This window comes from Aquamicrobium segne (genome assembly GCF_042656785.1).
GTDB classification, from domain to species: Bacteria; Pseudomonadota; Alphaproteobacteria; order Rhizobiales; family Rhizobiaceae; genus Mesorhizobium; species Mesorhizobium segne.
Genome location: NZ_JBHSLL010000025.1, coordinates 114442 through 132971, shown reverse-complemented (window position 1 = coordinate 132971; position 18530 = coordinate 114442). Strand labels below are relative to the sequence as shown.

16 protein-coding genes are annotated in these 18530 nt (G+C 55.6%); 5 read left to right on the top strand and 11 right to left on the bottom strand.

Going from position 1 to position 18530, the window contains the following annotated elements:
• Positions 1-12 precede the first annotated feature (12 nt).
• Both ACFPLB_RS09310 and ACFPLB_RS09305 read left to right on the top strand, forming a co-directional pair.
• Entirely contained in the window at positions 13-1641 is a 1629-nt protein-coding gene (locus ACFPLB_RS09310) for a GMC family oxidoreductase (protein ID WP_378229072.1), read from the top strand.
• A gap of 97 nt (positions 1642-1738) precedes the next feature.
• Positions 1739-2209, top strand: coding sequence for a hypothetical protein (locus ACFPLB_RS09305; protein WP_378229071.1), 471 nt, complete (start codon positions 1739-1741; stop codon positions 2207-2209).
• Positions 2210-2461: 252 nt separating this feature from the next.
• Here ACFPLB_RS09305 and tehB read toward each other — a convergent pair whose 3' ends face one another.
• From tehB to ACFPLB_RS09290, 3 genes are all read right to left on the bottom strand, one after another.
• On the bottom strand, positions 2462-3025 hold the full coding sequence (gene tehB / locus ACFPLB_RS09300; RefSeq protein WP_378229070.1) for a tellurite resistance methyltransferase TehB: 564 nt from the start codon (positions 3023-3025) through the stop codon (positions 2462-2464).
• A 188-nt stretch (positions 3026-3213) separates the two neighbouring features.
• Positions 3214-4377, bottom strand: a complete 1164-nt coding sequence (locus ACFPLB_RS09295; RefSeq protein WP_378229069.1) for an SGNH/GDSL hydrolase family protein — start codon at positions 4375-4377, stop codon at positions 3214-3216.
• Between the two features lie 121 nt (positions 4378-4498).
• A complete protein-coding gene (locus ACFPLB_RS09290) occupies positions 4499-5722 on the bottom strand; it encodes a lytic murein transglycosylase (protein ID WP_378229068.1) in 1224 nt (407 codons plus the stop codon).
• A gap of 225 nt (positions 5723-5947) precedes the next feature.
• On the opposite strand from ACFPLB_RS09290, the gene galU reads away from it, so the two are divergent.
• Positions 5948-6832: a UTP--glucose-1-phosphate uridylyltransferase GalU gene (galU, locus tag ACFPLB_RS09285; RefSeq protein ID WP_378229067.1), complete on the top strand. Its 885-nt coding sequence runs from the start codon at positions 5948-5950 to the stop codon at positions 6830-6832.
• Positions 6833-6874: 42 nt separating this feature from the next.
• Here the strand turns inward: galU and ACFPLB_RS09280 are convergent, their stop codons facing one another.
• Entirely contained in the window at positions 6875-8467 is a 1593-nt protein-coding gene (locus tag ACFPLB_RS09280; protein WP_378229066.1) for an outer membrane beta-barrel protein, read from the bottom strand.
• Positions 8468-8607: 140 nt separating this feature from the next.
• Here ACFPLB_RS09280 and ACFPLB_RS09275 point away from each other — a divergent pair, with 140 nt between their 5' ends.
• The gene (locus ACFPLB_RS09275) at positions 8608-9591 is read left to right on the top strand and encodes a KpsF/GutQ family sugar-phosphate isomerase (RefSeq protein ID WP_378229065.1); all 984 of its coding nucleotides are present in this window, start codon (positions 8608-8610) and stop codon (positions 9589-9591) included.
• Here the strand turns inward: ACFPLB_RS09275 and ACFPLB_RS09270 are convergent.
• The 7 genes from ACFPLB_RS09270 to ACFPLB_RS09240 form a co-directional block, all read right to left on the bottom strand.
• The gene (locus ACFPLB_RS09270; RefSeq protein ID WP_378229064.1) at positions 9588-10058 is read right to left on the bottom strand and encodes an NfeD family protein; all 471 of its coding nucleotides are present in this window, start codon (positions 10056-10058) and stop codon (positions 9588-9590) included. The genes ACFPLB_RS09275 and ACFPLB_RS09270 overlap by 4 nt on opposite strands.
• 10 nt (positions 10059-10068) lie before the next feature.
• The gene (locus tag ACFPLB_RS09265; protein ID WP_378229063.1) at positions 10069-11037 is read right to left on the bottom strand and encodes an SPFH domain-containing protein; all 969 of its coding nucleotides are present in this window, start codon (positions 11035-11037) and stop codon (positions 10069-10071) included.
• Positions 11038-11162: 125 nt separating this feature from the next.
• Positions 11163-12191: a ferrochelatase gene (gene hemH / locus ACFPLB_RS09260; protein WP_378229062.1), complete on the bottom strand. Its 1029-nt coding sequence runs from the start codon at positions 12189-12191 to the stop codon at positions 11163-11165.
• 98 nt (positions 12192-12289) lie between these two features.
• On the bottom strand, positions 12290-12670 hold the full coding sequence (gene omp10, locus ACFPLB_RS09255; protein ID WP_378229061.1) for an outer membrane lipoprotein Omp10: 381 nt from the start codon (positions 12668-12670) through the stop codon (positions 12290-12292).
• A gap of 79 nt (positions 12671-12749) precedes the next feature.
• Complete coding sequence (locus ACFPLB_RS09250) at positions 12750-13418, bottom strand: aminotransferase class IV family protein (protein WP_378229060.1); 669 nt, start codon at positions 13416-13418, stop codon at positions 12750-12752.
• A complete protein-coding gene (locus ACFPLB_RS09245; protein ID WP_378229218.1) occupies positions 13367-14488 on the bottom strand; it encodes an aminodeoxychorismate synthase component I in 1122 nt (373 codons plus the stop codon). The genes ACFPLB_RS09250 and ACFPLB_RS09245 overlap by 52 nt, the downstream gene beginning before the upstream one ends.
• A gap of 67 nt (positions 14489-14555) precedes the next feature.
• Positions 14556-16427, bottom strand: a complete 1872-nt coding sequence (locus ACFPLB_RS09240; protein ID WP_378229217.1) for a M3 family oligoendopeptidase — start codon at positions 16425-16427, stop codon at positions 14556-14558.
• A 411-nt stretch (positions 16428-16838) separates the two neighbouring features.
• On the opposite strand from ACFPLB_RS09240, the gene mepK reads away from it, so the two are divergent.
• Positions 16839-18527 (top strand): peptidoglycan L,D-endopeptidase MepK, encoded by a 1689-nt coding sequence (gene mepK, locus ACFPLB_RS09235; protein ID WP_378229059.1) that lies wholly within the window; start codon positions 16839-16841, stop codon positions 18525-18527.
• Positions 18528-18530 lie beyond the last annotated feature (3 nt).

The following is an 18530-nucleotide window of genomic DNA, read 5'->3' as shown; positions in this document are numbered from 1 at the left end:
GAGGGCGAAGACATGAACGAGAAAGCAGAAGCCGTCGAAAAAGAAGCTGATGTCGTCATCGTCGGTGCTGGGCCAAGTGGTGCGGTAGCCGCAAAGCGTCTGGCCGAGGCGGGGTTCTCGGTCATTTGCTTGGAACAGGGTGATTATCCTGACTATACCTTGGCGCGCTATAACGGCCTGGAATTTGAACTGATGAAGGATCGTTATTTCGATTCCAATCCGAACAATCGAGGCGGGGCAGGCGATTATCCCATCGATCTTAGCCAGTCGGAAATGGCGCCGCAGATGTGGAATGGCGTCGGCGGTTCATCTGTGTTGTTTGCTGGCTGCTGGCATCGGTTCCGGCCCAGTGATTTCCGGGTAAGAACTCTGGATGGTGTGGCCGATGACTGGCCAATAAGCTATAATGATCTGGCTCCGTTCTACGACCGCGTCTCCGCAGATTTCTCGGTTTCAGGCATTGAAGGAGATCCGGCCTATCCGCATTATGAAGTTCCACTGCCTCCTTTCGATCTGACCGCGATGGAGTGGAAGATGATCGAAGCCCATGACCGGTTGGGATGGCACTGGTGGCCCGGATCGAACGCCATTGCCACTGTTAAACATAATAATCTTGTGCCTTGCGTGCGTCGTGGCCGTTGTCTGTGGTCCTGCTTTGACGGTGCAAAGGCTACTCCAGATCGGACACATTGGCCGGTCGCGCGTCAACTGGGTGTGAAGCTTGTGACCGGCGCGCGCGTTTTGCGTATCGAAACGGGAGAAAGCGGGCTTGCGACAGGTGTTGTTTATGCGGATCGCAGCAATGGCACGCAACATTTTGTTCGTGGCGGTGTGGTGATCGTTTCGGCCAACTCGCTGGGTACAACGCGCCTGCTGCTCAATTCGGCCAACAATTCTCATCGTGACGGATTGGCAAACAGTTCTGGTCTGGTTGGCAAGCGGCTGATGATGCATCCCTATTCCGTTGTGACCGGACTCTTTGAGGATTTCTTCGAGACCTGGCAAGGGCCGTTCGGTCAAAGGCTCTATTCTCTGGAGTTTGCCGAGACGCGGCCGGAAACTGGTTTTGTGCGCGGGGCCAAATGGCAAATGATGGGAACTGGCGGGCCTCACAATGCTTTCAGCCCATTCCCGTGGGCTGATGATGTCCACTGGGGCAAGGATTTCCACAAGACGCTAAAAAGTCGCTTCGGGCGCTCCATTTCCTGGGGGATCATGGCGGAAGATCTGCCCGAAGAACGTAATATGGTTGTCCTCGACCCGGATCTGAAAGATGCCGATGGAATGCCTTGTCCCAAGGTTATTTATAGTTATTCGGACAACACCCGGAAGCTGGTCGACTTCAACATAAAGATGGCTTCCCAAGGGTTGCGAGAGGCTGGTGCCTATGAGGTCATCGAGGCGCCACTCATGCGGGAATCGGGATGGCACATGCTGGGTGCTTGCGTGATGGGCAATGATGCGTCGAAGTCCGTGGTTAATGCTTATGGCCAGACCCATGATGTGCCCAATCTCTACATCATGGACGGAAGCGTCATGCCGACCTCCAGTTGTGTCAATCCCACAGGTACGGTTGCAGCACTGGCCTTGCGTAATACTGAGGCCATAATCAATAACGCGCGTGAGCAAAAGACTGCTTAAAGCCTTTATCTGAAATTTATAAACCAGATTCAGGACAAATAAATTAGTAAAAACAATAGTTTAAAGTCTTTGTCCTGAGCTGGGAGTGGAGAGGATTATGCAAGAAACCATCAAGGAAGCTTCGACAAACGCGGAAAAGAAGAGGCTTATCGAGGCTAAAATTGAACAATTGCACGCACGTCTTGTCTGGGTTGCGGATGCGCTGATCCCTAGTGATCCGGAAGGTGTCATGCCGTCAGCAAAGGAAGCCGGGGTGGTCGATAAATACCTTGCCCGTGCGCTTCTGCTGCGTGACGATATGGCCGATCAATTCTTTGCCGATATCGAGGGCTTGCCCAATGATGCGCCCGCTGATGGTCTTGCCGAATTGACTGCTTTGGGTGCGGGCTTTGGGCGCATCAGCCGTTTGGTTTCAGGGGCGTATTTTCTTGATGAGGAACTGACGGGCCGATTGCAGTATCGGGGTCAGGAAGAAATTGTGCGGGATCAGGATTATGATCCCATGATTGCCGCCATAGAAACGGTCCTCAATCGCGGCCAGCTTTACGTCGACGCTCCAGACGATTGATTAAAGCGTGTCGCAATCTTTCAGATTCACGCGATTCTCTTTAAGTGCTTGTTTTTACGCATGTCTTTATCTCAAAACTGGATCTTAAGTTCGAGAGACAGGCTTTAGAGCACCGTGCGTCCGACAGGACGCACGGTGCTCTAATCTCTTGTTTTAGCCGCATTTCTGCGACGCAAGACGTTTCCGTCTGTACTCACAAAATGCTCTAGATGATGCCATCTGTATTCATGAAACTCTCTGGAGACGTGCTGTCTATGCCGGTTTGCGTGCCAGCATGGTGGCAAATTGCAATTGTGCGCCATTGTGCATGGTGCCGAGATTTTCATTGTATTTGAGCATTTCCCAGCCCTGATACATCGCTCTGAGCTGGTTTTCCTGCAAAATGAATGGAAAGCCGACCGGGCATGGATGGGCGGCTGTGTCCATGGCGCAAACGATCAGATTATAGCCGCCGGGCAAGGTGCGATCCTGCATATCGGCAAGAACGGCCTCAACCCGGTCCGGGTTCAGAAACATCAGGGTTACAGTGCAGGCAATAAAGCCGTAATCGGCATCCAGCCCGGCCTGATCGATGTCGTAAACGCGCGCGTCGATATTGGCGATGCCTTCCTGCTCAACAATTGATTGCAGCATCTGGATGGCGTTGGCATTTTTGTCCACGGCAGTGACATGAAACCCCAACTGGCTCAAATACAGGGCATTGCGGCCATTGGAACAGCCCATGTCGAGTGCCTTGCAAGGTTGGATATGCTGGCAGGCATTGACCACTTCGCTATGGGGCGGGTTCAGGCCGTAGCGGCTGTTGAGGTCTGTCATGTCTGGCTCCGCAAAATGCGTTCTTAGTTCTTTGTTTTTACGCATGCTTTAAAGCGCGTCGCTTTTTTCACAGGTTCACGACACCCCAATAATATGCATTGATAATGCATGTTATTGGCGGCAGCAATTGGGGCATGATGCCACAATGGCTCTAAAAGGGGTGTTGTGCCTGCAAAAAAGGCTGCTGATCAGTTGAAATGATCGGCTCTGCCGGACACGGATTGATCCGTTCTGCCTTTTTCTTCAGAAAGTTTTGCACGTGCTGTCGTTGCTGTTGCCAAGGGCAGCGAAGCGCCAAGCAGTTCAATGCCGCCATCCAGCGCCGGATCGTTGAGCAGCATGGGCTGTGTGCGATCAATATTGACCGGATGCTCAACACTGTCGGTTGCAGGTGCAAGCAGTTCTGGTTCTGCCGCTGTTGCGTTTGGAGACGCCAGACCAAGCAGCTTCAAGAGGGGTTTTTCGGTATAAAATGCCACCTTGCGCCTGCCAGCGCGTGTCATGTTGATGCCGTCCTCGGTGCGAAGCGCGACCGGCTGGCCGTTAATGTCGGGGCCTCTGGAGATGAAAGCGCCATTTTCATCAACAAAACCTTCCCATATGTCAACGAATTCACCGCCCGTATTTTCAGCGGCATCGCGGTAAATTTCGTTCAAGGCCAGCATGTCGGATGTCATGCTTCCGGGACGAAAAGAGGGCAATCCCACCCATAAGAAAGGCAGTTTTGCATTGGTAAAATGCTGGCCGAAATCGAGGGTGCGCTTTTTGTATTCCTGTTTCCAGCCTTCGGTTTGCGGTGCCTGGCTTGTATCGCCGGTTTTTATCGGCTGGCGGTCATTGGAGCCCATCATGATCAGCACGACGGCGGGTTTTTCTGCTTTGAGTATGGCGCCGATCTGGCCGGGCCAGTCATAATAATCGTCACGCACAAGACCGGAAGATCCGTTGGAGCGGTCAATGACGCGCACAGTGGAATTTTCTGCAAAGATCGTGGTCAGCCCATCGGCAAGACCACTGGCCATGAAATCGCCGACAACCAGCACAATGCGGGCATCTGCATCTTTTGCGATGGTGGGGGCAGGGGGAGCCGCCGGTTTGCTGGGGGTGGTCTTTCTGGTGCGGGGTGTTTTGGCTTTTTGTTTCTTCTGTTGTGGGACTTTGGCAGGAGGTTCGACCCGTTCGGCGCGGCGTGGTGAAAACAATTTGCGCAGCCATGGGCGCAATTGAGTGTCTTGCGCATAGGCAAAAGAGGATGTGTGCACAATTGCGCCTGCGCCAAGAGACAGCACAACAAGGCCCGCCAGCACGGGCCTTGCATATTTTGCGATCCGTTGAGCCAGAGGCCTCGTCAAGCCGTCTCTCCCTGAAACCAAAATGTGTCGCTTTTCTTTCAGATTCACGCGATGCGCTTTAAGCCTTTGTTTTTACGCATGTCTTTACCTCGAAACTGGCTTCCAGTTCGAGAGACAGGCTTTAATTTTTACGTAGCCGTGACAGCACTTCCATGCTTGGGTGGCCATCCTGCTGCATTCCCGCCTGTGCCTGAAAAGCGATAATCGCCGCCCTTGAGCCAGAGCCGATCTTACCATCGAACTTTCCGGTATAGTAGCCATATTGGGACAGGCGCTGTTGCAATTCCTGACGTTCACCAAAGCTGAGCTTGGTGAAGGGGCGGTTCCAGTCCCGCACCAACCCGCCATAACCGGCGATCTGGTCAGCAAGCAGGCCAACGGCCAGCGCATATTTATCGGCATTGTTATAGCGCTTGAGGACCGAGAAATTCTTGATCATCAAGAAGGCTGGTCCCTGACGGCCATCCAGCACCTTCAATTCGGCCTGTTCTGAGCCATTGGGGAAGGCTTTGCCATTGGCACGGGTCACGCCGATTTCTGCCCATTTGTTGAGCGACATGGAACCGGCGGGAAATTTGCGACCAGCAGGCAGCACCACCTCATAGCCCCAGGTGCGCCCGCTTTGCCAACCGTTCTTGGCCAGCAGATTGGCCGCTGTCGCCAGTGCATCAGGCACAGAAGTCCAGATGTCGCGCTTGCCATTGCCGTCCATATCCACCGCATAAGCCTGATAGCTTGTGGGGATGAACTGGGTGTGGCCCATGGCCCCTGCCCAGGAGCCGGAGAGATGGCTGACATCGATGTCGCCAGATTGCAGAATTTTCAAGGCGGCAATGAGCTGGGTCCGGGCAAATTTGGCACGGCGCTTGTCGCCATAGCCAAGCGTGGCCAGTGAACGCACCACCGAGCGCATCACATCCTGCCGCTTGAGGATTTCGCCATAGTTGGATTCCATCGACCAGATGGCCAGCAGCGTATAGCGATCCACACCAAAGCGTTTTTCGATGCGGTCCAGCCATGGCTTCCACTGGCGCGCCATTTCGCGCCCGGTTGCAACCGATTCATCGTGAACACGATTGTCGAAATAATCCCATGTCGGAGCGGTAAATTCGGGCTGGAAGCGGGCTTTTTCAAGCACCACCGGATCAATTTCAGTCACACCGCGAAAGGCGCGGTCATAGGTGGCGCCGGACACGCCGTTTTGGATGGCGGTATTGCGGAAATCCGAGACCCATTTACGAAAACCGGCATCGGCAAAAGCTGCGCCTGCCGGTAACAGCAAGGCACATGACAGGCCAGCCACGGTCAGGGCTCGCAAAAACGGGCGGGCTTTGTGATCGGACATTCAACTCTCCTGAAAATATGCCGGGAAGCCTGACAATATCCAGATTGGGTTAGGATTTGGTTTACCATAGGCTGGATTTGGAACGAAAATATGGATGCAGAATTCAGCATGTGGGCGAGAGAGCAAAGAAGGCTCTGACAGTTTGTTTTTCGTCTTTCCAAAGCCACCATGCTATTGCATGACCCATATGGCGGCAGATTATCGAGAAAGTGAGATGCTTGAACTATGAAGAAAATAAGAAAGGCTGTGTTTCCCGTTGCCGGGTTGGGCACGCGCTTCCTTCCGGCCACCAAAGCCATTCCAAAGGAAATGCTGACGGTGGTGGACCGGCCAGTCATTCAATATGTGGTTGATGAAGCCCGCGAAGCGGGAATTGAGCATTTCATTTTCGTCACCGGACGCAACAAGGCGGTGATTGAAGATCATTTTGATATTCAGTTTGAGCTTTATGACACGCTGGAGCAGCGCGGAAGAACTGAAGTTCTGGAGCGCCTGCAACAGCTTCAGCCTTTGCCGGGCCAGACCAGTTTTACCCGCCAGCAGGTGCCGCTGGGACTGGGGCATGCTGTCTGGTGTGCGCGCGAACTGGTGGGTGATGAGCCTTTTGCCCTGCTCTTGCCCGACATGATCATGCAGTCGCGCAAAGGCTGCCTTGCCTCAATGGTGGAGCTTTATGAAAAGACCGGCTCCAATATCGTTGCGGTTCAGGAATGTGACCCGGCCGAGACCCATAAATACGGTATTGTCGGGCGCGGTGAGACGGCTCATACCGGCTTTCAGATTACGGAAATGGTCGAAAAACCGGAACCGGGCACAGCCCCTTCCAATCTCTACATCAATGGCCGCTATATATTGCAGCCGCAGATTTTCGATATTCTGGCAGGACAGACACAAGGGGCAGGCGGTGAAATCCAGTTGACCGACGCCATGCTGCGTCTGGCCAGAGATCAATCCTTTTATGGCTATCGCTATGAGGGCCACACTTATGATTGCGGCTCGCCGGAAGGCTTTGTCGAGGCCAATGTGGCCTTTGCCCTGTGGCGCAAGGATTTGAACGCGACAATTTCTGCTTCTATCCGCTCGCTGCTGGATGAAATCAAGCCTGCCTGACAAAGCCTGCCAGATAAAACCTGAATGGAGGGGCTGCGCAGATCAGCGCCGCCCCGTTATTCCTAAAAAGAGGCTGTTTGTTCTGGTATCGCGCCCGGCAATGTTGCTGTTGAGCGTTTCATGGCGGGCGCGCATGGTCAGCCCGGCATAGCGGTTCATCCACCAGGTAAGGCCAGCCTGTGCCGTATAGATCAGGTCGCGCTCATTGGAGCCGCTATAATTGCGCCATTCAAAGCCCAGCAACGCATCAGCGATCAGATTGGCGCGAATCTGGCGCTGGCCATTCAGTTGCAAGGTGTACAGCACCGAGCCGCTTTCACCCGGTGCGGTTGCGCCTTCAAAGCTGGTGGAGCCGCGCAAACCAAGATCGGTGCCGCGTTGTGGCGACCATCTGATATTTGCGTCGATCGTGGCGGCAGACAGGGGGTTGAGCCGGTCATCATCAAAACTCTCACGCAACCAGCCTGCTGCAATTTCGCCGCTGAATTTTTCGCCCAGGTTAAATTCGGTGCCGATACTGGCTCCTGTCCGGTCAGAGGAGCGGCGATAGCCGCCGGGATCGGTGGCTTCATCATAAAGGCGTCGGCCGCCTTCAATCTGCATGAAAGGCGTGAGGGCAGGAGAAATTTCATAACCTGTGCGCAGTCGTGCCGTATAAAGTGTGGAATTGCGATGTTTCTGGGAAAGCGTTCCACCGCCAGCCAGCCTGGCATCCTGATAGAGGCTGCGCTCACTTTCGCCTGAAAGGCCAAGCCGCAGTTTGCCCACGGATTTTTCAACGCTGATGCCGCCATTGATCTGATGGCGTGTCGGTTGCGAGGCAATACCGGGAATGGCCAGTGGTGAAGAGGCTGATTGAGGTGCTGCTTCATAGCCAAGTCTGGCGCTGGCTTGCCATTCATGGTCGAGATCGAGATCGAGCACGGCATCAAGGCGGCCGCGTACATCCTTCAGATGCTGACCCGAGAGCGATCTGCGCCATGTGGTGGTGCCGGTCATTTGCGCGGAGTGCCGGCTCCAGTTTGAATCGGCGCCCAGACGCAACGTCGTTTCGGAAATGATTGCGGAATTTCCTGTTGCACTGCCATCGGCATTGGACGTGGCAGTCAGCCCCTGTTCAATCATCGGGCGCAGCAGGAATGTGCCAAGCGCTACGCCCGGTGCTGCAAAATCCTCATCTGCTGACGCGGCGGCGATATGTTCAATCGATCCGGTCGGCGGTTCGCGCAGGTTTTGGCGCGCCTCTTCATCAAGACCAAGGGAAATTTCACGCGCGTTTGCAGGGGCTGTGCTTGGGGCCTCTTCGATTGTGATGCTGGGCTCGGGACGGGGCTGAGGGGGAGGAGCTTCATCCAGCGGTGCATCCACCAGCGGTTCAATGCCTTGTTGTGCATCCCGATTGTCATCAATTGTGTCATTTGCAGCAGCAGTCATTGGCCGGGCTGGCCGTATCGCAGCACGCATATCCTGTGCGCGTAAAATATCAGGCACAAGCGGCTCGCTCATATTCCTGCGCAGTTCCATGTCCTGCGCCTGAACCACAATTGTGGGCACAAAAATGCTGGTGGTGAGCAGAAGCAGCGACAGCTTCTTCACACGCCGGACGATTCCCGATGTGGATTTCAAACGCGGCATCACGACCTCGAAGGCGCAAGCGCGCCATGCTTACCGAACCGTAAACGGGGATGGTTAATGGAGGGTTGAAATGGCGTTTCTGGCTATAAAAAAGCGCAAATTATTGGACAGGAGAAGCCTGACGCGCTAATCGCAGGCTCATGAATACATCTGATCATCAGCGCGCCATTCTAGAATCGGCGCTTAGAACCCTCACAACCGGGCAGGATGGGCTGAATGCTCTGGCCAGCGCTTTACAAAACGGGCTGGCAACGCCGTTTCGTGAAGCGGTGGATATGATTACCGCCATCAAGGGGCGGGTGATTGTCACCGGCGTTGGAAAAAGCGGCCATATCGGCTCCAAGATTGCGGCAACGCTGGCCTCAACCGGAACACCGGCTTTCTTCGTTCATCCTTCAGAAGCCAATCATGGTGATCTGGGCATGATTGCGCCTGATGATGCTATCATTGCGCTTTCATGGTCGGGGGAGACGGCGGAATTGAAGGGCATTATTGCCTATGCCAGCCGTTTTTTGATTCCCTTGATTTCCATTACGTCCGGTGAAAATTCTGCGTTGGCACGGGCCTCGCAAGTGGTTTTATTGTTGCCGCGGGTGCAGGAAGCCTGCCCGCATGGGCTTGCGCCGACCACCTCGACATTGTTGCAGCTTGTCATTGGCGATGCGCTGGCCATTGCTCTTCTGGAAACGCGCGGCTTTACGCCGGAACATTTTCACACCTTCCATCCGGGTGGCCAGCTTGGCGCAAATCTGATGCGCGTAGCCGAAATCATGCGGGTGGGCGACCAGATTCCAATTGTTTGCCCCGGCACCAAAATGCCGGAAGCCGTTGCCATGCTGGCGCGCAAGCGTGTCGGTTGTGTCTGCGTGGTGGGCGATGACGGCAAGCTGCAGGGCATCATCACCGATGGCGATCTTGCCCGCAATCTGCACCGCAATCTTGCCGAAACCGTGGTGGATGACGTGATGTCACGCGCGCCCAAGACAATCGAACCGGATATGTTTGCCGGTGCGGCTGTTGCACTGCTTAATCAGCACGCCATCAGTGCTTTGGTGGTTGCCGAAGAAGGCCGCCCGGTTGGCATTGTGCATTTTCATGATCTGCTGCGGGTGGGGGCGGCTTAATCCAATAGCGCTTCCACCGTCAGTTCCAGAGCGGTGCTGGCAACACCTGTTACCCGGACACGTGTTCCAGCAGGCAGATCGGGGCCGGTGACCCGCCATAGCGTGTCGCCAAGCTGGATGCGCCCGCGCCCGTTCTGGATCGGCTCATTTAATGTTGCGGTGCGGCCAATCATCTGCTCACTGCGCCGGTTGAGCAGCGGCTGGTCGGTGTTTTGCTGTCGCGCCATGGCGATCTTTTTGCCGAAATAGGCGCAAGCCAGTGACAGGAACAGGAAGCAAAGCACCTGGACCTGCCAGACCCAGAAGGCACTTTCCCAAAGCAGCAGTGACAATGCCCCGATGATGAGGGCGGCAATGCCGATCCACAACAGATAAACGCCGGGCATGATGATTTCGAGGCCGAGCAGGATGAGGGCAAATGTTACCCAGCTCCATGGCCCGAATTCAAGAATGAGGCGCGCAATCATGGTTTTTCGCTCAGTTGTCGGTTGAGCGCATCACCGGCGGGCGCGCCGCCGGCTGGCGTGGCACGGTGCTGGCGGCGCTACCGCCACCACCACTGCCATTGCCAAAAAGCTCTTTGCTGATGGCGCCAATACCGCCCAGCGTGCCGATCAGCGAGGACGCCTCCATCGGCATCAGCACCACTTTGGAATTGGTGGCGGAGCCGATTTGCGCCAGTGCCTCGGTGTATTTTTGGGCAACAAAATAATTCAGCGCCTGAAGGTCGCCTTGCGAGATGGCGTCTGAGACCACCTGAGTGGCGCGCGCTTCAGCCTCAGCTGCACGTTCGCGCGCTTCCGCGTCCCGGAAAGCAGCTTCACGCCGCCCTTCAGCCTCCAGAATCTGGGATTGCTTGAGCCCTTCGGCGGTCAGAATCTGGGCGCGCTTGTCGCGCTCGGCCATCATCTGGCGGGCCATGGATTCAACCAGATTGGCAGGCGGATTGATGTCCTTGATCTCGACACGGGTGACCTTGATGCCCCAGGAATGTGCCGCCTCGTCAACGACGCGCAGCAGGCGTTCATTGATCGTATCGCGGTTGGACAAAAGCTCGTCGAGGTCCATGGACCCCATGACGGTGCGGATATTGGTCATGGTCAGGTTTAAAATGGCGTTTTGCAGACCAGAAACCTGATAGGCGGCCTGTGGGGCGCTCAGGATCTGATAGAAGGCAACACCATCGACGGCAACGATGGCGTTGTCGCGGGTGATGATTTCCTGGGTGGGCACATCCAGCACCTGCTCCATCATGTTCATCTTTGCGCCAATGCGGTCGATGAAGGGGATGATCAGGTTAAGGCCGGGAAGCAGGGTGCGCGTATAGCGACCAAAGCGCTCGACAGTGAAATTAAAGCCCTGCGGAACGGTCTTGATGCCGGCAAACAAAACCAGCAGCACAAGAGCTGCCAGCACCAAGATCACAATATCAAATCCTGCAAACATTCAGGTCTTCCTCAATCACATTGCCACGCCCCTTGCTAACCCTTAAGGGTATTTAAGGGTCGTGACAATGTGGAGTGATGGGCTTCAAGCGATTGGCCTGAAGTGGCAGGCGAAGGAAAATTTTCTCAGGCCCAGCCAGCCAGTTCGCGTCGCACCAGTGTTTCGATGATTTTCATGCCGTCAGGACTGTCGTTCAGGCAGGGAATATGGCTGAATTTTTCGCCACCGGCATGGGTGAAATCCTCGCAAACCTCGCGCCCGATCTCATCCAGTGTTTCGATGCAGTCCGAGACAAAGCCCGGATTGAGCACGGCAATGCGCTTGACGCCTTCGCCAGCCAGCTTTTTGACGGTTGCGTCCGTATAGGGCTGCAACCATTCCTGTGCGCCAAAGCGTGACTGGAATGTGGTGATGAGCCTGTCTTCGCTCCAGCCGAGTTTTTCACGCACCAGCCGCGTGGTTTCAAGGCAATGGAGGCGATAGGGGTCGCCCTTGTCGGAAAAGGCTTTGGGAATGCCGTGATAGGAGGCCAGAACGACTTCCGGTTCAAAATCAAGTGTCGCCAGATGATTGCGGATCGAGTTGGCCAGCGCCTCGATATAAAGCGGCTCATCATAATAGGGCGGCACGCTGCGGATGGCCGGTGCACGGCGCATCTTCATCAGGGCGCGAAACAACTGGTCATTGGCGGTTGCCGTGGTGGTTGCCGAATATTGCGGATAAAGCGGAAAGGACAGGATGCGGTCGCAGCCGCGATCAACCAGTTTTTTGGCCACGCTGGCGGTTGAAGGGTTGCCATAGCGCATGGCCCAGTCAACATTGACATTGCCCAGATCGCGCAAGGCCGCGCCCAGTCTGTCACCCTGAGCGCGGGTGAAGGTGCGCAGAGGCGATTCATTGCGTTCGCGATTCCAGATGCGGGCATAGTTTTCGCCAACCTTTTTGGGCCGCAAGGTCAGCACCAGGCCATAAAGGATCGGATACCAGAGAAATCTGCTCATCTCGACAATGCGCGGATCAGACAGAAATTCCTGCAAATAGCGCCACATGGGCTTGTAGCCAGTGCCATCCGGGGTGCCCAGATTGATGAGCATGACGCCCACTTTGGCAGTGCGGGTGGTGGCCGTGGTTTCGGTCTGGTCGCTATGGGTCATGCAGTTCGCCTTCTTTACGAACCGCAGAAACTAGCGTCCTGCAAAAAGGATGCAATGCTGCGTGAAGCCGCACCTGCCTCATATTTTTTCAAAATGGATCAGGCTCTGCGGGTCAGTACGAAATTCTGGCCGGTGACGCTGGTGCAGTTCAACTGGCTGGTGGAGACCATCAGGCAATTGAAGCTGATCGGGGTCTGGCGGATCAGTGAGGTGCCATTGATCTCGACCGAGGTCGGGCCGGTCATATGATAGCTGCCATCGGAGAGCTTTTGCCCGGTATCGGTGGCGACAGTCTGGAATGTGCCGTTGCTGAAGGTGGAAAGGCCGGTGCCTTGTGCGTCAATCCATGCCCCTTCAACGCCGCTGCGCGTAAAGCTGCCGCCACCGGAAGGGGGAGGCGGGCTCGATGTGCAGGCAGCAAGCGCGCCAGATACAGCCACAATAAAGGCTGCTGTCATGATTTTACGGGGATTGTTCATGTCGCACGTCTCCTCGGCTCTCTTGTCAATTGCGCGATTTTTTCACGATTGCAAGACACAGATGAGTATGGTGCATGTATTATCGCAAAGACAAGCAGGCGCGAATAAGGCCGCGCAAAGAATTTCCAACAAAGATTTTTTGCGCCATTTGCAGGCTTTCTGGTGTGACAATGCCTTCCACGGCACGGCCTTGTGCAATCAATTCGCCGCGCAACACACCGGCCAATACCCCGCAGGCTAGCGGCGGCGTGGTTAAAACCGCATTGCCCATATCGACAAACAGGCTGGTAATCGTGCCTTCGCATATCTGGCCGCGTTCATTTTGCAACAGGACTTCATCGGCTTGCGCAGGCGCATATTCGGCGCGGGCGCGTTCATAAAGCGCGCGTTGCGTTGTTTTATGGCGTATCAGGGGATTTTGCGAAGAAAGCTGCGTTTTGGCCAGTTTCAGGGTCCAGATTGTGTTGTGAGCCAGTGGCTGAAAAGGCTGGGCGCTTGCCTCGACCTGCCCGTCAGGGCCAAGCAGCAGCCGCATGCGCTGCGGCGTGTTTTTGTTGACAATTGCTTGTTCCAGAGCCTGTGCGGCCTTGTTGGTGTCACAGGCAAAACCCAGCTCTTTTGCCGAAAGTGCAAGACGTGCCAGATGCCGGTCCAGCCGCAGAAAGCCGCTTTGCGGCTGCCAGCGCAATGTCTCGATTAGCTGGAAGCGGGAAGCGTTCCGGTTGCAAAGCGGGCTTTCAGCAGACATTCGCGATATTCCTCCTCAGCGGTGGAATCAAATACCACGCCGCCGCCGACATTGTAGATGGCCTCACCGCTGGCAAAGAGCGAGAGGGTGCGGATGGCAACGGAAAAGCGCATTTTTCCACTAGGTGCGACCCAGCCAATGGCGCCGCAATAGACATCGCGTGGATGGCCGTCTTCCAGATCGTGCAGGATTTCCATTGCCCTGATCTTGGGGGCGCCGGTAATCGAGCCGCAGGGAAACAGGGCGGCAAAGATGCGGCGCAGCGACAGGTCGGGCAAAAGTTTTGCCCGCACCCGGCTCACCATCTGATGAACCGTGGGGTAGCTTTCGATGCGAAACAGTTCCGGTACATTGAGCGAGCCAACTTCACTGATCAGCGAAATATCATTGCGCAACAGATCGACAATCATCCGGTTTTCAGCCTGATTCTTGGCGTCATTGCGTAAAAACTCTTTCAACTGGGCGTCCTGTTCAGGGGTTTTTCCACGCGGGGTGGTGCCTTTCATCGGGTGGGTTTCAATCCAGCCCTCGTCATCGACTTCAAAAAACAATTCGGGCGAGCGTGACAACACGACAGGGTCAGGACCCAATGCCGCCAATGCGCCATAACGCACCGGCTGGCGGGCGGTGAGCGCATCAAAGGTGGCCTGCTTGTTGCCTGACCCCAGCTTGTCAATTGACCATTGCGCATGGATGGGGAAGGTCAGATTGCCCTGATAGCAATCGCCTTCGCGCAAATGCCGGTGCAGGCGTAAAAAACGTTTTTCATAATCTGCAAATGACCAACTGGCCTGCGCCTCATGGATTGGCTCGTGACTGGCGGCTTGGGGGGAGGCAAAAACATCGCGGTCTTGCGGAGCATCAAAAATGCCGATGCACAGCAAGGGCGCGCGCCGGTTGTGGGCAAGCATTGGCGTCAATTTTGGTTCCAGCAGATAGCCTGCCTCATAAGAGACATAGCCTGCCAGCCATTTGCCGTTTTCATGGGCGGCTTGAAGGCGCTGCCATGCATCTTCAAACCCATCGGCTTCAAAAGGCATGACGATGTCTTCAGGCTGCGCAAACAGCATTTCGCGCCGGGCCAAATCGTCACGAAACAGGATGAAGGGAGCGGAGGTCACGCTAAAAAAACCTGTCTCAATCTGCCTTGTCGAGGGCTTCAAGCTCGTCGATCAGCGAGGCGATGACCCCAAGACCGCCTTGCCAGAAACCGGGATCGGCAGCATCAAGCCCGAATGGTTTGAGCAATTGCGAGTGATGTTTGGTGCCGCCAGCGCGCAACATGTCAAAATATTTTTCCTCAAAGCCGCTCTCTGAATTTTGATAGACGGCATAGAGCGAGTTTACCAGACAGTCGCCGAAGGCATAGGCATAGACATAAAAGGGTGAATGGATGAAATGGGGAATATAGGCCCAGAAGGTTTCATAGCTTTCATGCAGGCGAATGGCTGGCCCAAGACTCTCGGCCTGCACCTCCATCCAGAATTTTCCCAATTGCTCGGCTGTCAACTCGCCATTGCGGCGCTCGGTATGCACCTTGCGTTCAAATTCATAAAAGGCGATCTGGCGGACCACGGTGTTGATCATGTCCTCCACCTTCTGGGCAAGCATGGCCTTGCGCTCACGTTTGTCGGTGGTGCGCTCCAGCAGCGAGCGGAAGGTCAGCATCTCGCCAAAGACGGAAGCGGTTTCAGCCAGTGTCAGCGGCGTGGCGGCCATCAGCGCTCCCTGACCACCAGCCAGAACCTGATGCACGCCATGGCCAAGCTCATGGGCCATGGTCATCACATCGCGCGGCTTGCCCATATAATTGAGCAGTACATAAGGATGGGCCGACGGCACCGTCGGGTGAGCAAAAGCGCCGGGCGACTTGCCGGGGCGGGTTGGCGCATCAATCCAGTTGCGGTCAAAAAACTGGCGGGCAATATCGGCCATTTGCGGTGAAAAGCCGTGATAGGCATCAAGCACCGTGGCTTTGGCCTCGTCCCAGCCAATCACTGCCTGCGGTGTTTCGGGAAGCGGGGCGTTGCGATCCCAGTGGTTCATCACATCCATGCCAAGCCAGCGCGCCTTCATCGCATAATAGCGGTGCGACAGCTGTGGATAGGCTGTTTGCACCGCACTGGCCAGCGCGTTCACCACGTCACGTTCCACCCGGTTGGCCAGATGGCGGGAATCGGCAATATCGTCAAAACCGCGCCAGCGGTCGGAGATTTCCTTGTCCTTGGCCAGCGTATTGGTGATGAGGGTGAAGGTGCGGATATTTTGTGAAAACGTGTCAGCCAGCGCTTCCGCGGCCTTGCGGCGTACCTCACCATCCGCATCCTGCAAGCGGTTGAGGGTCGGCTCCAGCGTAAGCTCCTGCCCGTCCAGCGTAAAGCGCAGGCCGGTCATGGTTTCATCAAACAGGCGGTTCCATGCACCGCGCCCGGTGACAGATTTTTCAAGAAAAAGCTGCTCTATCCGGTCTTCAAGCTGAAACGGTTTTTCCTTGCGCAGATCTTCCACCCATGGCCGGTAGTGGCCAAAGCCGGGATCTTGCGCCAGCGCCTGCTCAATCAGCGCATCATCGATCTGGTTCAGTTCCAGCCCGAAAAACAGCAAATATGCGCCAATATCGGTCAGTTTCTGCTGCACATCGCCATAGAATTTGGCATGCACCGGATTGGAGGTGTCGCCTGCATATAAAAGTCCGGCATAAGAGCCGATGCGCCCGGCCAGTTCGTCAAGCGCTTCATAGCCGCGCATGGCTTCACCCAGCCCGCCAGAGCCTGCCTGTGCAGCTTCGCTTGCCAGTTTTCCTTTCCAGCGCTCTTCAAAGGCAACAGCATCGCTGGCCGCTTTTTCCAGATCATGTTTCAGTTCGGGCGCATCGATACCGCTATAAAGATCGGCAAGGTTCCATTCCGGCAGGTTGCCAAGCCCGGCCTCTCCCTGGCTGGTGGATGCGGGAGTGGTGGCTGCGGGGGTGGTGGAGGCGGCAAACTGTCTGTGCGGAAAACGGGGCATGAGAAACCTTTCAGGAAAAGTCTGCGGGGCAAGGGCCAGCTTGATGCGAAGTAATTCATTCACCGGCTTTTTGAAATCTTATTTAGAAGCCTGCATCATTGTGTACCATAGGAAAAAACAGGGAAGCATCGAGATGGCAGTGCAGGCGATGCGGCTATAGTGCTGGAGGTGACAGGGCCTGACCTTCATCATGCGTTCATCATGTGTTAACCACGTGCCGACCTGCACTTTTCTGGCCCTGTCTTTGCCACGGTGTTACCGTAATTGGACTTCAATAAGTGTTGATTAACCATTAGGATCGATATTTGGATTTGATGAATCCATTCCGTTTGCTCAGATTCGAGAGACAGACGGCAGCCTGCAAGGCGTTTTGATTTGAACAGAAGCGAACGGTATACAAATCCCCGGCGTATGAGCGCTAGCATTGCCAGATGGCTGATGGCAGCAATTTGTGCTTTGGGTTTTTGCGCGGCTTTGGCGCCTGCTGCACAGGCGGAAGTGCGAACGCTCAAGCTTCATAATCTGCATACGAAGGAAAAGGCCGAGATCATCTTCAAGCGCAATGGTCGCTATGATCAGGCGGGTCTGAAAAAACTGAATGTGTTTTTGCGCGACTGGCGTCGCAATGAACCCACCAAGATGGATCCGCGCCTGCTTGATCTGGTGTGGGAAGCACACCGCGCTTCCGGTTCACGCGATTATATCCATGTCGTCAGCGCCTATCGCTCACCGGCGACCAATTCCATGCTGCGGGGCCGCTCTTCCGGCGTGGCCAAGAAAAGCCAGCATATGCTGGGCAAGGCGATGGATTTTTACATTCCAGGCGTGCCGCTGAAGAAGCTGCGCGATATTGGCCTGAAAATGCAGGGCGGTGGTGTCGGTTATTATCCGCGCTCCGGCTCGCCCTTTGTCCATATGGATGTCGGCAATGTGCGCCATTGGCCGAGCATCAGCCGCAAGGAACTGGCTGGCATTTTCCCCAATGGCAAGACATTGCATATTCCAAGCGATGGCAAACCGCTGCCGGGTTATGAACAGGCCATGGCTGCCTATAAATCGCGCAATGCAGCAGGTGCGCCTGCCATTGCGCTTGCAGGCCCGACCACATCTGGTGGTAGATCAGGTAAATCCGGCGGACTGCTGGCTACTTTGTTTGGCGGCGGCGCCGATGAGGAAGAAGATAACAATGTAACCGTGGCCGCGGCCCCGACGCCAAAGAAGGCAACCGCACCGGCGCAAAAACCGGCGGCGCGCCCGCAAGGCAATTTGCCGGGCATTACCGTGTTGTCGCCTGACCAGACCAACCGGGCAGCTATTCCTCAACAAGTGGAAGAGCCGCAAACACCTGAAACGATTATTGCAGCCCTGCCCATACGCAGCATTCCGCTGCCGGGGGCCGCACCGCGCCCGAAGGTGGATTTGGGCATTGCACAGCCTGTAACGCCTGACACGGTTCCATTTGGTGTAGCTGACACCAGTCCGGTTCAGGCGGCAGCGCTTGTCGCTGAGGCTGAAAATACGCCTTTTGCACAGGCGGATGTCTTGGCTGCCATACCTGTGCCAAGCTTGCGTCCGCAGGATGCGGGCGTGTCTGACGAGGCGCCGCAGCTTCTGGCGCTGGCCGAAGTGGAAACGGCTCTGCCGAGTACGCGCCCGAATGATGTGGCCGCAAATGATGAAGTCAATGATGAGGTCAGGGCATTGCTGGAAAAAGCAGCCAATGATGAGGACACTGTGGTTGCAGCCATCCCCACTTTGCGCCCGGCTTTTGACGAGACAGAAAATATATCAACCGCTGCTGTCAAGACGACGGGCAAATCAGCCCGCCCGACGGCCGATGCCGCCAGGCCTGAACCAAAGGCTGTGCTGGTTGCGGCCGAGCCGAAGCTGGCGCGCTGGGCGCTCAATTCAGGCGATTATGTCGTCAGGGCGTCACAGGAAACGACAGCGCCCCGCTATGCCTATAATCTGGTTCGCACCGCCCCAACGCAAGTCTATACGACAGGCTTCCGGGCCGGTAATGAAATGGACAAGGCACATCAGTTTACAGGTGCGGCCGTCAACTTCATTTCCGTTGCCCGCTTCTCCGATCCGGGTTGAGGC